This window comes from Jannaschia sp. GRR-S6-38 (assembly GCF_029853695.1).
Lineage (GTDB): Bacteria > Pseudomonadota > Alphaproteobacteria > Rhodobacterales > Rhodobacteraceae > Jannaschia > Jannaschia ovalis.
Window position 1 is genome coordinate 1,514,517 of sequence record NZ_CP122537.1, and the last position, 13,489, is coordinate 1,528,005.

The window sequence follows — 13,489 nt, forward strand, 5'->3', positions numbered from 1 at the left end:
GCAGCGCCCCCGACGGCGGCACCGATCGATCTTGGCCGGTCGACCGAAATCCCGGCCCCGTCATTTCGCACCGAGAGGCGCGCGATTGTCGTCGGCATGCTCGGGCGATGGCGCTCCTGGACCTTTCCGCGCGGATCAGAAGCCGCGGAGCAGGACGAGCGCGGGCGAGCTGGGACCGCCCGGACCCTGCCGGCCCAGACCGTCGAGCGCGGCGAAGCGGTCGAGGAGACGGTCCAGCACAGGAGCCGCCGCGAGCGCGGCCACATCGTCGGTCCCGAAAGCGGCCTCGGCCCGGACCTGGAATTCCTGCAGCTGGCGGTCGATCGGCAGCGCGGCGAAGCTCTTCGGCAGGGCCAGCGCCGTCTCCATCACGCTGCGCAGGGGCGGCGTGCCCATGATCGTGAACCATTTCGTCCGGTTCGAGCCGCTGCTCCCGGCGATCTCGACCAGTTCGCGCCGCGCGTTCAACGCCAGCCGCAGCCCCGGCCGCGTCTCGCCCAGCGCCCGTTCGAAACCGCGCTCCGTGAACTTCTCGGCGATCTGGTCGGGGAAGGTTGAAAGCGCCGTGTTGGGCGTCGCGAAATCCCCGAAACCGAAAGCCTGCGACAGCGCGCGATAGCGGCGATCGGACAGCTTGTTGGCCAGCGCGTCGGGCGCGGTCGTCCCCTCCTCCAGAACCTTGCGGATCAGGAAGCGGTTGCCGATCTCGTCGGAGAGGCCGAATGCCGCGAGCGCGACGGAAAGCAGGCGGTAATCGCCGACCAGCTCCTCCGCCGAGGTCACCGTGCCGATCCGGTCGCGGAAATAGGCGAGCTCGCGTTCCAGCACCGGGCCCGCGGCGAAGGCCGCGCGCTGCTGGGGAAGCGTGGCCTGAACGAAGCGCCAGCCCGACAGGCCGCCGCTCGGGGCGAAGGGCTGGAAGCTCATCCCGCGGCGGCGAGGATCCGGGCCTCGCGCTCCCGCAGGGCGCCGAGCTGGCGCAGCGCCTGGTAGAACCGCTCCTCCTGCAGGAAGGCGGCGATCCGGTCGATCCGGTCGCGGTCTTCGGGCGCGGTGAAGGCGTGGCGGAGGGGGACGAGCCCCTCCAGGGCTTCGGGCAAGGCGATCCGCGGCTCGGCCTCGCCGAGAAGCATCATCTGCACCGCATGGGCGATGCGCGAGACCGGGGTCAGCCGGCCCGTCGGGTCGATCGCGTCGCGCAGGCGCAGGAGCTGCGTGTTCGGCGTCAGCACGCGCAAGCGCGCGCCGCGTCCCGCGTTCTCGAGCACGGCGCCGTTGACGAGGATGCGCTCGCCGGCCGGCAGTTTCAGCATCAGCCCCGCCATCTCAGGAGGCTCCGCGCGTCAGGCCGCCGGCGACGCGGCGGTTGATCTCGATCAGCGGCTCCGGCCCGGCCTGGCCGCGCAGGACCGTCGAGCTGTGGCGTTCGACAAAGCCCGCCAGGCTGATGAGCGCGGCGCGCAGGTCCGGGGCCAGCGCGTTGGCGTCGTCCGCGCAGGCGGCCGCGGCGGCCAGCCAGAGGCGGCGATTGTCGTGCAGCGCCCGGGCGCGGTCGGCGGCGCTGGCGTCGGCGGTCGCGAAGGCGGCTTCGAGGGCGCGGGTGACGCGCGCGAAGACCAGCGCCTCGGCACGGCTCGGGTCGACGAGGGCGGGCTCCAACGCGCCGTAGGCGGCGGTTGCGGTCTGAGGAAAACCCATTCGGCTGTCTCGCTTTCAGAGAGGTCCGCCCGCGGGCGGAGGAAGGGCGCGTCGCGCCGGGCCTGGGGGACCCGCCCCGGCCGGAGGGCCGGGACGGGCGGGGCCGGTCCTTACCGGAACAGCGACAGGATCGACTGCGGCGCCTGGTTGGCGATCGACAGCGACTGGGTCGCCAGCTGCTGCTGGACCTGCAGCGCCTGGAGGCGGGCCGAGGCTTCCTCCATGTTGGCATCCACCAGCGAGCCGATGCCCGACTTCAGCGAGTCGCTCAGCTTCGAGACGAAATCGGCCTGCGTCTCGATCCGGCCCTGCGCCGAGCCGAAGGAGGCCGCGGCCTCGATCGCCTTGTCGATCAGGCCATCGATCACGCCGAGCGCGCCAGTGGCACCCGTGTCGCTGGTGACGTCGATGTTCTGCAGCGCGCCCAGCCCGCCGGTGCTGGCCGACGATCCGGGCGTGCCGTCTTCCTGCGCGCGCAGGCCGACCAAGATCGCGTCGTTGGTCGTGGTCGCGGTGCCGTTCGTTATGACGATCGTGTTGTCCGCACCCGCCTTCAGCTCGGCGCTGTAGGCGAGGCTCGACTCGGTGGCGGCTGCGAAGAAGGCGCTGATCTGGTTGGTCAGCGCGCGGGCCACGTCGGCCGTGCCGTCATCGGCGGAGGCCACGTATTCGAAGGTGCGCGAGCCCTTCGCCGTGCCGCCGCCCTGGACGTTCACGTCGATGTCGTCGAGCACGATCTGGTAGCTGGCGCCTTCGAACACCGTGCCGATCACGATCTCGTCGGCGGCCGCGTTGGCGAGGCTGGCCTCGTTCGTGCCGTCGATCACCGCGGAGTCGTCGTTCACAGTGGTCGAGTTCGTGCTGTCGATCAGCGCGTTCGCCGCCGCCTCGCTGGCGAGGTCGGTCGCGCCGAAGGCCGCCGCGGTCACCGGCTCGGTCACCGAGAGGTTCTGGCGGTTGACGGCGATCTGGCTGGCCGACGTGGTGCCGTCGGTCTTACGATCGAGCGAGGACAGCACCGAGATCGGGTCGTCGCTGGCGCCGTCGAGCAGGTTGAGCCCGTTGAACTGCGCCGCGGTGACGACCGAGCCGATCTGGTCGCGCAGCGCGACGATATCGGTCTGGATCTTGCCGCGATCGACGTTCTCTTCCTGCGCGGCGACGATCTTCGCCTTCATCTCGGTCAGCAGGTCGGTCACCGTCTCGGACGCGTTGCGCGCCACGGCGACGGTCGACTCGCCCAGGGCCAGGCTTTCGGAGATCGCCTTGAAGCCCTTCACGTCGCTGTCCATCTGCTTGGAGATGGCCCAGACAGCGGCGTTGTCCTTGGCGCTGGCCACGGATTTGCCGGTCGAGATCTCGGCTTGCGTCATGCCGAGGTTCTTGTTGATGGATTGCAGCGTCTGCAGCGCGACCATCGCGCCGTTATTGGTCAGAATGCTGGACATTTTCGTTTCCTTTGAATGCGCCCGCTTCGCGGGCTGTTACGGCCCGTCAGACGGGCGTCATCGACATTCTGTCCCATGGATCGGGCGCACGGCCCGGCCCCTCGCCGTTCTGGGCCCGTCCGGTGCTAGAAGCGGGGACCTAACGGATCCCTAATTCCGGCCCGCGCCATGCCGCGGATTCGCGGCGCATTCGAACGGTCTTGCCTTGCACCCGGCGCGCCGGTCACATGCCGCGATGCGCCTCTTCTCGACCCGCGACCGTCCGGTGCATCTGGGCCCCTACCCGCTGGAGCGGCTGCGCCGGTGCGATCGCGCGCCCGATCCGGTGCCGCCGCGCGCGCCGCTCGCCTTCGACGGGCCGGCCCCGATCGTGGCGGCGATGGCCGATTACCAGGCGACGATGGACGCGATCCGGGACGGGCTGGTGAACGGGAACCGCGCCGACTGCCCCGTCGATCCCGTAGAGCGGGCCCGGCATCTCAAGGCGTTCGGCTATTTCTCGGACGCGGCGCTGATGGGGATCGGGCCGGTGCCCGACGCCGCCCGCCTGGGCGCGGCGCGCCGCAATCCCGGCATCGACGCCCTGGCGCGGCGCCTCGACGAGGGCGAGGCGAAGACGCTGGCCTCGGGCATCGACGTGATCATGGCCGATCTGCGCGACGCGGTGGCCGCGCCGCCCTCGGGGATCGGCGGCCACGGCCATGCCATCGTCGTCATTCAGGACATGCCGCGCCCGCTGCGGAAGGACGAGCCCGGCACCGCCTGGATCGACGGCGCCGAAGCCCATCGCGCCGCGCTGCGCGCCAGCGAGACGGCGGTCGTCCTGGCCAGCTACCTGCGCGTGCTGGGCTGGGACGCGGTGGCCCATACCGCGACGTCCAGCGAGGTGGAGCTGCACGCGCTCGGCGTCGCCGCGGGCGTCCTGACGGTCCGGAACGGCGTCGTCGAGGCGCCCTTCCTGGGCCGCCGTTTCGGCATCGCCGCGGTGACGACCGATTTCGAGCTCGCCCATGATGCCCCGCTCGACCCCCGGCAGGCGGCCGATCCGCGCTGGTGGCTGGGGATCGGCACCGCGAAATCGGCGCTCAGCCGCGACCCCTTCGCGCGCCGCGCCTTCCGCGACGGGCCGCACCCGTTCGAGACGCTGAAACGGGTCGACCGGCCGACCACCTTCATCGACGAGGCGAATGTCCCGCGTGTCCCGAAGCGCGCCGATCTCTTCGCCCGGGCGCAATTCGGCGATCTCGGGCCGGCGGTGCAGAAACAGGCCACCGCGGGGCATTACGTCCGCAAATCGGCGCCCTCGGCGGCGCAGCGCCGGATGCTGGGCGCCTTCACCCTGCTGCAGGACGGCCCCTCCGCCGACGGGCCCCGCCCCGCCGATCCGCGCGCCAATGCCGACAACGTGAAGGCAGCCGCCTATTGGCTGGGCGTCGACGCGGTCGGCATCAGCCGCTGCCCGGCCTGGACCTGGTACAGCCACGACGCGCGGGGCGAGCCGATCGACCCGCCGCATGACCAGGCGATCTCGATGGTGGTCGACCAGGGCTTCGAGACGATGGAGGGCGCGTCGGGCGACGACTGGATCAGCGTCGCGCAATCGATGCGCGCCTATCTGCGCTTCTCGCTTCTGGGCGGGGTGCTGGCGCGGCTGATCCGGGACTTGGGCTGGAAGGCCAAGGCGCATACCGTGATCGAAGGCGAGGTGCTTCAGCCGCCGCTTCTGCTGCTGGCCGGGCTGGGCGAGGTCAGCCGGATCGGCGAGGTGATCCTGAACCCGTTCCTCGGCCCGCGGCTGAAATCCGGCGTGATTACAACGGATATGCCGCTGGACCGTGACCGCCCCATCGATTTCGGGCTGCAGCGCTTCTGCGAGGGGTGCAACAAATGCGCCCGGGAATGCCCGTCGGGCGCGATCACCGCCGGGCCCAAGCGCATGTTCAACGGCTACGAGATCTGGAAGTCGGACAGCCAGAAATGCGCCACCTACCGGATCACCACGCCCGGCGGCGCGATGTGCGGGCGCTGCATGAAGACCTGCCCCTGGAACCTCGAGGGCCTGTTCGCCGAGGCGCCCTTCCGCTGGACGGCGACGCATCTGCCCGCCGCCGCGCCGGTGCTGGCCCGGATCGACGACGCGCTGGGCCGGGGCGGTCTGAACCCGGTCAAGAAATGGTGGTGGGACCTCGAATTGCAGGTCGACGGCGCCTACCGCCCGACGCGCCACCCCGTCAACGCGCGCGGGTTGCAGACCGATCTCGAACTGCGCCCCGAGGATCAGACGCTCGCCGTCTATCCCGCGCCCCTGGCCCCGCACCCGCATCCCTATCCCGACCCGATGGACCGCGAAGCCGGGATCGCCGCGCATGCGGCCCTGCTGTCGCCCAAGGCGTATCGCGCCCGGCTCGCGGCGGGCGACGAAAGCCACCTGCACCGCTACACCGCGGATCGCGACGCGCCGGTCATCGCCTGCGAGATCCGCGCCGTTCAGCGCATGTCGCCCGATGTCACGCTCTACGAATTGGTCGCCGCTGACGGCTCCGATCTGCCGGAATGGCAGGCCGGCGCCCATGTCGACGTGGTCGTGGCACCGGAATATCTGCGGCAATACTCGCTGACCGGCGACCCGGCCGACCGCACCGCCTACCGGATCGGCGTCCTGCGCGAGGAAGCCGGGCGTGGCGGCTCAGCCCTGATGCACCGCATCTTCCGGCCCGGGCGCCGGGTCTTCGTCTCGAAGCCGATCAACCACTTCCCGCTGGTCGAGGAGGCGCTCCACAGCCTCCTGATGGCCGGCGGCATCGGGGTGACCCCGATGATCGCGATGGCGCACCGGCTGCACGCGCTGGGCCGCGGCTTCGATCTACATTACTCGATCCCGTCCCGCGCCCGCGCGGGCTTCCTCGACGCGTTGGCGGCGGCCCCCTGGGCCGACCGCGTCCACCTCCATGTCGCCGATGAGGGCACGCGCGCCGACCTGCCGGCGATCGTCAACCATCGCCCCGGAACCCATGTCTATGCCTGCGGCCCCGACCGCTACATGAGCGCCGTCATGGCGGCCGCCGCCGCCGCGGGGTTCCCGGAGACGGCCCGGCATCTCGAATATTTCGCCGTGCCCGAGACGCCGGAACGTCCCCGCCATCCCTTCACCCTGCGCCTGTCCGACGGGCGTGAGGTGGCGGTCGCCGCCGAGGAAAGCGCGACCGACGCGCTGGCACGGGCGGGCGTGCAGGTCGACGTGAAATGCGCCGACGGCATCTGCGGGGTCTGCGCCTGCCGCTATCGCGGGGCGGTCGATCACCGCGATTTCGTCCTGTCGAACGCCCAGCGCGAAACGCGCATGATCCTGTGCCAGAGCCGCGCGGCGGAGCCGGGCGGCATTGTCGAGATCGAGCTCTGAGCGCTAGCGCAGCCGCATCGCCCCGGCCTCGATCACCCGCTCCATCACGACATAGGTCCGCGTTTCGCGCAGCCCGGGCAGCGTCAGCAGCTCGTCCGACAGAAAGGCGCGATAGGCATCCATGTCGCGATGCCGCGTCTTCAGAAGGTAGTCGAACCCGCCGGCGACCATGTGGCATTCTTCGATGGCCGGCAGATCGCGGATGGCCGCGGCGAACTGGTCGAAGACATCCGCGGCGATGCGTTCCAGCTTGACCTCGATGAAGGCGGTCAGCGACAGGCCCAGCGCAGCGGGCGACAGGCGCACGCCGTATCCCTCGATCACGCCATCGCGGTGCATCCGCCGCATCCGCTCCGACACGGCGTTGGCCGACAGGCCCACGCGCTCCGCCAAGGCGGTGACCGGGATGCGACCATCCGCCTGAAGCGCGGCGAGGATTCGGCGATCCGTGGGGTCGAGCGGGGATATCATCGCGGATCTCACAGGCGGGGTCGGTTTCGACTGAGAATACCGCGGTATCCGCCCGCGACAACCGATGATTTCCGCGAGACGCGCAAGGCCTCTCCGCGCTATCATCCGCCATCATCCTTCCTGCCGGGAGTTCCGCCATGTCCCTCGCCTATGCCCCCGCCGACGAAACGCTTCTGCCCAAGCTGCTGCCCTATGCCGAGACACCGCCCAAGGCGGAAAGGACCGCGGCCGATTTGATCGGCAAGATGCGCGCCGCGCAGACGCGGATCGGCGGGCTCGAGGATTTCCTGCGCGACTACGACCTGTCGACGCGCGAGGGGCTCGCGCTGATGGCCATGGCCGAGGCGCTGCTGCGGGTGCCCGACGCCGAGACGCAGGACAAACTCATCGCCGACAAGATCGGTCAGGGCGACTGGGACGGGCACGGCGCGTCCGAGGCGTGGCTCGTCTCAGCGGCGACCTGGGGCATGGGGATGACCAAACAGCTCCTGCGCCCTAACGACACCGTGCCGGGCGTCCTGACCCAGCTCAGCCGGCGCATCGGCGCCCCGGCCGTGCGGCAGGGCGTGCGGCAGGCGATGCGCTTCATGGGCCACCAATTCGTGCTGGGCGAGACCATCGAGGACGCGATCGACCGCGCCGCCAAGCGCGAGGCGAAGGGCGGGCTCTACTCCTACGACATGCTGGGCGAGGGCGCGCGGACCTGGGACGACGCCCGCCGCTACGCCCGCGCCTATGCCGATGCGATCGAGGTGATCGGCCGCCGAGCGGGCAACAAGGCGCTGCCGAACCGGCCCGGGATCTCGGTCAAGCTGTCGGCGCTGCATCCCCATTACGCGCCCCGCAACCGCGACGCCGTGCTGGCCGAGCTGACGCCCGTGCTGGCCGATCTCGCCGCGAAGGCGAAATCCTTCGACCTGAACTTCACCGTCGATGCCGAGGAGCAGGAGCGGCTGGAGCTGTCGCTCGACGTGCTGGAAGCCGCCTTCGGCGACGACCGGCTGCGCGACTGGAACGGCTTCGGCCTCGCCATCCAGGCCTATGGCAAGCGCGCGCTGCCCGTGATCGACCGCATCGGCGCGTTGGCCCGCAAGCACGGCCAGACGATGATGGTCCGGCTGGTCAAAGGCGCCTATTGGGACACCGAGATCAAGCACAGCCAGGTCGACGGCCATGCGGACTACCCGGTCTTCACCCGCAAGGCGCTGACCGACCTTAATTTCCTCGCCTGCGCCGAGCGGATGCTGGAGCTGCGGCCGCATCTCTATCCGCAATTCGCCACCCACAACGCGCTCAGCATCGCGCGGATCGTCGAGATGGCGGGCGACGACAAGTTCTACGAATTCCAGCGCCTGCACGGGATGGGCGAGGCACTGCACGACGCCGCCGCCCGGATCTCGGGCGTGCCCTGCCGCATCTACGCACCCGTGGGCGGGCATCGCGACCTGCTGGCCTATCTCGTTCGACGCCTGCTGGAGAACGGCGCCTCGACCAGTTTCGTCGCGCAGGCCGCCGACAAGGCCGTCCCGGTCGCAGACGTACTGGCCCAGCCCGACGACCTGAAGACCGTGCCGCGCCATCCGAGCATCCCGATGCCCGACCAGCTGTTCCGCCCGCGCGCGAATTCGAAGGGGCTCGAATGGGGCGCGCGGGCGCATCTCGATGCGCTCGTCTCGGAGATGGCGGCCGCGCCGGTCGCTTCCGCACCCAAGGAGATCACCGCCGAGGCCGCGATGACCCGCGCCGCCCACGCCTTCCCGGCCTGGCGCGACACCCCGGTGGCCGACCGCGCCCGCGCCCTGCGCCGCGCCGCGGATCTTCTGGAGGCGCGGCGCGCGCCCCTGATGGCCACGCTGACGCGCGAGGCCGGCAAAACCATCGACGACGGCATCGCCGAGATCCGCGAGGCGGTCGATTTCCTGCGCTACTACGCCGACGAGGCCGAGGCGCTGTGCCAGCCGCGCGTGCTGCCCGGCCCCACGGGCGAGCGCAATGCCTGGACGGTGCGCGGCCGGGGTGTCTTCCTGACCGTCGCGCCCTGGAACTTCCCGCTCGCGATCTTCCTCGGGCAAACGGCGGCGGCGCTGGCGGCGGGCAATGCCGTGGTCGCCAAGCCGGCGCCCCAGACCCCGCGGATCGCGGCACAGGCCGTCGCGATCCTGCACGAGGCCGGCGTGCCCGAGGACGCCCTGGTCCTCGCCCCCGGCGGGACCGAACTGGGCCAGGCGCTGGTCGCGCACCCGGCGGTGGCCGGCGTGGCCTTCACCGGCTCGACCGCAACCGCGAAGGCCATCAACCGCGCGCTCGCCGAAAAGGACGGCCCCATCGTCCCGCTGATCGCCGAAACCGGCGGCATCAACGCGATGATCGCCGATGCCACCGCCCTGCCCGAGCAGGTGGCCGACGACGTGGTGATGTCGGCCTTCCGTTCCGCCGGGCAGCGCTGTTCGGCCTGCCGCATCCTCTATCTCCAGCAGGACGTGGCCGACCGGATGCTTGAGATGATCGAGGGCGCGGCGGCGACGCTCCGGATCGGCGATCCGGGCGACCCGGCAACGGATGTCGGGCCGGTGATCGACGCCGACGCGCTCGCGCGGCTGCAGGCCCATGTCGCGGGGCACCGCGTCCGCTGGCAGGGCACGGCGCCCGAGGGGCTGTTCATGCCGCCCACGATCATCGAGCTCGCGACGGGCCAGACGCTCGACCGCGAGGTCTTCGGCCCGGTCCTGCACGTCAAGCGCTTCGCCGCAGGCAAGCTGGACACCGTTCTCGACGAGATCGAGGCGACCGGCTACGGCCTGACCTTCGGGCTGCATTCGCGCATCGACGCCACGATCGCCAAGGTCACGGGCCGCATCGGCGCGGGCAATGTTTACGTCAACCGCAATCAGATCGGCGCTATCGTCGGCAGCCAGCCCTTCGGCGGGCGCGGCATGTCGGGCACGGGTCCGAAGGCGGGCGGGCCGCTCTACCTGCAGCGTTTCGTCGAGGAACGGGTCGTCTCGACGGACACCACCGCGGCCGGCGGCAACGCCACGCTGATGGCGATGGAGGAGGGCTAGGCCGGCGCCCGGGGCACCGGTCCTTCCTCTGGCCGAAAATACCTCACGGGGGTCCGGGGGCGTGAAGCCCCCCCGGCCTCACACGCCCAGGAGCCGGTCCGCCGTCGCGGGATCGAGGGTATGGAGCGGCCCGTCCCAGACGTCGCGGCCCCGCTCCAAGATCACCGCGCGATCCGCGACCTCGCGCAGCTCGGCCAGCGACTTGTCGACGATCAGGATGGCGAGCCCGGTCTCGGCCTTGAGCCGCCGGATCGCCGTGCGGATCTCGGCGCGCACCAGCGGGGCTAGGCCCTCGGTCGCCTCGTCGAGGATCAGGAGCCGCGGATTGGTCGCGAGCGCCCGCCCGATGGCCAGCATCTGCTGCTCCCCGCCCGACAGCGTCGCGGCCAGCTGCCCCATCCGCTCGCCCAGCCGCGGGAACAGCCCGGCCACGCGCCCGGCGTCCCAGGGCCCCGGCCGCGCCGCGGCGGCCAGGTTCTCGGCCACGGTGAGCGGCCCGAAGCAGCGCCGTCCCTCGGGCACCAGCCCGATCCCGAGCCGCGCCGCCCGGTGCGAGGGCAGCCGCGTCAGGTCGCGGCCGGCGAAGACGATCCGCCCCGCGCTCGGCATCATCCGGCAGATCGCGCGGATCGTCGTGGTCTTGCCCATGCCGTTGCGGCCCATCAGCGCCACCACCTCGCCCTCGCCCACATCGAGCGACACCCCGGAGAGCGCCTCCGCCGCGCCATAGCAGGCGCGCAGCCCGTCGACCGAAAGCAGGATCACGCGTCCTCTCCCAGATAGGCCGCGCGCACCGCGGCATCGGCGCGGATTGCGGCGACCGGTCCCGTGGCGATCACCGCGCCCTCGACCATGACCGACACCCGGTCGGCCAGCGCGAAGACGGCGTCCATGTCATGCTCGACCAGCAGGATCGGCGCCTCGCCGCGCAGCCCGTCGAGGAGGGCCGTCAGCGCGCGCGTCCCCTCGCCGCCCAAGCCGGCCATCGGCTCGTCCATCACGAAGGCCCGCGGCGCCAGCGCCAGCGCCATCGCCACCTCGAGCTGCCGCCGCTGTCCGTGGCTGAGCGCGGCGACGCGCGTCTCCGGCGCGTCCAGCCCGACCCGCGCCAGCGCCGCCTCGGCCCGCTCGCGCAGCGTTCGGTCGCGCAGAATGGCGCGCCAGAAGCCCGGCCGCGCGCCGCGCAGGGCGGCCAGCATGGCGTTCTGGAGCACCGTGTCCTCGGTCGCGAGCGCCGAGACCTGAAAGGTCCGCGCGATCCCCGCCCGGGCGCGCCGCTCGACCGACCAGCCGGTGACGTCGGTTCCGTCCAGGTGGACCGACCCGGCATCCGGCGCGATCTGGCCGCAGAGCTGCGCGATCAACGTGGACTTGCCCGCGCCATTCGGCCCGATCACCGCGTGGATCTCGCCCGGGCGCAGGTCCAGCGACACGTCCCGGCTGGCGACCAGGGCGCCGAAGCGCTTGGTCAGGCCGCGCGCCTCCAGCACCGGCTCAGCCACGGACCCGCCCCGTCAGCGCGCCGACGATCCCGCCGCGCGCAAAGAGCACGATCCCGAGCAGGAGCAGCCCGAGGAAGACCTGCCAGTATTCGGACAACCCGCCCAGCCAATGCTCCAGCGTCACGAAAAGCGCGGCCCCGGCCACCGGCCCGCCCAGCCGCGCGACACCGCCCAGGATGACCAGCACGATGATCTCGCCCGACATCTGCCAGGCGAACATGGTGGGCGAGACAAAGCGGTTGAGATCGGCGAAGAGCGCGCCCGCCAGCCCGGTGATCGCGCCCGAGATCACGAAGGCCCAGAGCCGCAGGCGCATCGGGTCGAGCCCCGCCGCCCGCACCCGCGCCTCCGATTGCCGCGCCGCGTTGAGCGCGAGCCCGAAGCCCGAGCCCGCCAGCCGCGCCGATCCCCAGATCGCCAGCGCGAGGATCGCGAAGCAGAGCGCGAAGAACTGGATCGGGTCGAGCGTGTCGAGGCCCGGAAAGCCGTTGCGGACGTAGATCGAGAGCCCGTCCTCGCCGCCATAGGCCGGCCAAGAGATCGCGAAATAGTAGAACATCTGCCCGAAGGCCAAGGTGATCATGATGAAATAGACACCGCCCGTGCGCAGCGAGACCCAGCCGATGGCCAGCGCCACCAGCGCGGAGGCGAGGATGGCGACCAGCCAGATCAGCGGCATCGAGGTGCTACCCTCGAACAGGAAGGGCCAGGTGAAGATCGGGTCGTAGACCTGCGCGTGGCTGGCAAGCACGCCCATTGCGTAGCCGCCGATCCCGAAGAAGGCCGCGTGGCCAAGGCTGACCAGCCCGCCTTGCCCCAGCGCAAGGTTCAGCCCCGTCGCCGCCAGCGCCAGGATCGCGACGCGGGTGGCCAGCGTGATGGTGAAGGGCGCGCCCAGCGCCCAGGCGCCCAGCGCGACCGCGCCCAGCCCGCCCATCAAGGCGAGGGTGACGAGCGCATCGCGGCTCATCCGAAGAGCCCCCGGGGCCGCCAGAACAGGACGCCCGCCATCAGCACGTAGATCGCCATCGACCCCAGCGCCGAGCCGATCGTCGCCGCCGCCGACGCATCGGTCACCAGCCGCAGCGCCGCCGGCAGAAGCAGCCCGCCCAGCGTGTCGGTCAGCCCGACCAGCAGCGCGCCGACCAGCGCCCCCTCGATCGAGCCGATGCCGCCGATCACGATCACCACGAAGGCCAGGATCAGGACCGGCTCGCCCATGCCGACCTGCACCGACTGGATCGCGCCCACCAGCGCGCCGGCCAGCCCGGCGAGCGCCGCGCCCAGCGCGAAGACCAGCGTGTAGAGCTTGCCGATATCGACGCCGAGGGCGGCGATCATCTCGCGGTCGGCCTCGCCCGCGCGGATCCGGATGCCGAGCCGCGTGCGCCGGATCAGCCAGAAGAGCGCGGCCGCGACGCCCAAGCCGACGGCGATCAGGAACAGCCTGTAGCGCGGGTAGGCAATGCCGCCCGGCAGGTCGACCGGGCCCGCCGCCCAGGACGGGATCTCGAGGAACAGCGGGAACGACCCGAAAAGCCAGCGCGTGCCCTCGCTGAAGATCAGGATCAGCGCGAAGGTGGCCAGCACCTGATCGAGATGATCGCGCGCATAAAGCCGCCGGATCACCGTCAGCTCCACCAGCGCCCCCGCCGCCGCGGCCGCCGCCAGCGCCGCCGCAAGGCCGAGCAAGAAGGATCCGGTCGCCCCGGCCACCGCGGCGGCGGCGAAGGCCCCGACCATGTAGAGCGAGCCATGGGCGAGGTTGATCAGCCCCATCACGCCGAAGACCAGCGTCAGGCCGGCCGCCATGAGGAACAGCATCACGCCCAGTTGCAGGCCGTTGAGGACCTGCTCGACGTGGAGGATCGCGGTCATCGGCGAAACCCGCCCCGGCGCGGCGCCGGG

Annotated in this window: 11 protein-coding genes; 2 read left to right on the top strand and 9 right to left on the bottom strand. The window is 71.4% G+C overall.

The annotated features are described in order from the left end of the window. Positions 1-135 precede the first annotated feature (135 nt). The 4 genes from P8627_RS07945 to P8627_RS07960 form a co-directional block, all read right to left on the bottom strand. The gene (locus tag P8627_RS07945) at positions 136-927 is read right to left on the bottom strand and encodes a DUF1217 domain-containing protein (RefSeq protein WP_279967242.1); all 792 of its coding nucleotides are present in this window, start codon (positions 925-927) and stop codon (positions 136-138) included. Further along, entirely contained in the window at positions 924-1,313 is a 390-nt protein-coding gene (locus P8627_RS07950) for a flagellar biosynthesis repressor FlbT (protein ID WP_279967243.1), read from the bottom strand. Before P8627_RS07950 ends, P8627_RS07945 begins: the two co-directional genes overlap by 4 nt. Before the next feature lie 13 nt (positions 1,314-1,326). Beyond that, the gene (gene flaF, locus P8627_RS07955) at positions 1,327-1,698 is read right to left on the bottom strand and encodes a flagellar biosynthesis regulator FlaF (protein ID WP_279967244.1); all 372 of its coding nucleotides are present in this window, start codon (positions 1,696-1,698) and stop codon (positions 1,327-1,329) included. Between the two features lie 110 nt (positions 1,699-1,808). Continuing rightward, complete coding sequence (locus P8627_RS07960; protein ID WP_279967246.1) at positions 1,809-3,146, bottom strand: flagellin; 1,338 nt, start codon at positions 3,144-3,146, stop codon at positions 1,809-1,811. A gap of 235 nt (positions 3,147-3,381) precedes the next feature. Between P8627_RS07960 and P8627_RS07965 the strand changes: the two genes are divergently transcribed. Beyond that, positions 3,382-6,546 (top strand): 4Fe-4S dicluster domain-containing protein, encoded by a 3,165-nt coding sequence (locus P8627_RS07965; RefSeq protein ID WP_279967247.1) that lies wholly within the window; start codon positions 3,382-3,384, stop codon positions 6,544-6,546. Positions 6,547-6,549: 3 nt separating this feature from the next. On the opposite strand, the gene P8627_RS07970 is transcribed toward P8627_RS07965, so the two are convergent. Further along, on the bottom strand, positions 6,550-7,017 hold the full coding sequence (locus P8627_RS07970) for an Lrp/AsnC family transcriptional regulator (protein WP_279967248.1): 468 nt from the start codon (positions 7,015-7,017) through the stop codon (positions 6,550-6,552). A gap of 137 nt (positions 7,018-7,154) precedes the next feature. On the opposite strand from P8627_RS07970, the gene P8627_RS07975 reads away from it, so the two are divergent. Further along, positions 7,155-10,079, top strand: coding sequence for an L-glutamate gamma-semialdehyde dehydrogenase (locus P8627_RS07975; RefSeq protein ID WP_279967249.1), 2,925 nt, complete (start codon positions 7,155-7,157; stop codon positions 10,077-10,079). A gap of 78 nt (positions 10,080-10,157) precedes the next feature. Here P8627_RS07975 and P8627_RS07980 read toward each other — a convergent pair whose 3' ends face one another. From P8627_RS07980 to P8627_RS07995, 4 genes are read right to left on the bottom strand one after another with little or no spacing between them, the layout of a single operon-like run. Then, on the bottom strand, positions 10,158-10,844 hold the full coding sequence (locus P8627_RS07980; protein ID WP_279967250.1) for an ABC transporter ATP-binding protein: 687 nt from the start codon (positions 10,842-10,844) through the stop codon (positions 10,158-10,160). Then, positions 10,841-11,581 (bottom strand): ABC transporter ATP-binding protein, encoded by a 741-nt coding sequence (locus P8627_RS07985; protein WP_279967251.1) that lies wholly within the window; start codon positions 11,579-11,581, stop codon positions 10,841-10,843. Before P8627_RS07985 ends, P8627_RS07980 begins: the two co-directional genes overlap by 4 nt. Continuing rightward, on the bottom strand, positions 11,574-12,551 hold the full coding sequence (locus tag P8627_RS07990) for a branched-chain amino acid ABC transporter permease (protein ID WP_279967252.1): 978 nt from the start codon (positions 12,549-12,551) through the stop codon (positions 11,574-11,576). The genes P8627_RS07985 and P8627_RS07990 overlap by 8 nt, the downstream gene beginning before the upstream one ends. Beyond that, complete coding sequence (locus P8627_RS07995; protein ID WP_279967253.1) at positions 12,548-13,459, bottom strand: branched-chain amino acid ABC transporter permease; 912 nt, start codon at positions 13,457-13,459, stop codon at positions 12,548-12,550. Before P8627_RS07995 ends, P8627_RS07990 begins: the two co-directional genes overlap by 4 nt. Positions 13,460-13,489 lie beyond the last annotated feature (30 nt).

Coding starts and splice junctions, on each gene's coding strand:
- P8627_RS07945 (WP_279967242.1), bottom strand. CDS start 927: ATGAGCTTCCAGCCCTTCGCCCCGAGCGGCGGCCTGTCGGGCTGGCGC.
- P8627_RS07950 (WP_279967243.1), bottom strand. CDS start 1,313: ATGCTGAAACTGCCGGCCGGCGAGCGCATCCTCGTCAACGGCGCCGTG.
- flaF (WP_279967244.1), bottom strand. CDS start 1,698: ATGGGTTTTCCTCAGACCGCAACCGCCGCCTACGGCGCGTTGGAGCCC.
- P8627_RS07960 (WP_279967246.1), bottom strand. CDS start 3,146: ATGTCCAGCATTCTGACCAATAACGGCGCGATGGTCGCGCTGCAGACG.
- P8627_RS07965 (WP_279967247.1), top strand. CDS start 3,382: ATGCGCCTCTTCTCGACCCGCGACCGTCCGGTGCATCTGGGCCCCTAC.
- P8627_RS07970 (WP_279967248.1), bottom strand. CDS start 7,017: ATGATATCCCCGCTCGACCCCACGGATCGCCGAATCCTCGCCGCGCTT.
- P8627_RS07975 (WP_279967249.1), top strand. CDS start 7,155: ATGTCCCTCGCCTATGCCCCCGCCGACGAAACGCTTCTGCCCAAGCTG.
- P8627_RS07990 (WP_279967252.1), bottom strand. CDS start 12,551: ATGAGCCGCGATGCGCTCGTCACCCTCGCCTTGATGGGCGGGCTGGGC.
- P8627_RS07995 (WP_279967253.1), bottom strand. CDS start 13,459: ATGACCGCGATCCTCCACGTCGAGCAGGTCCTCAACGGCCTGCAACTG.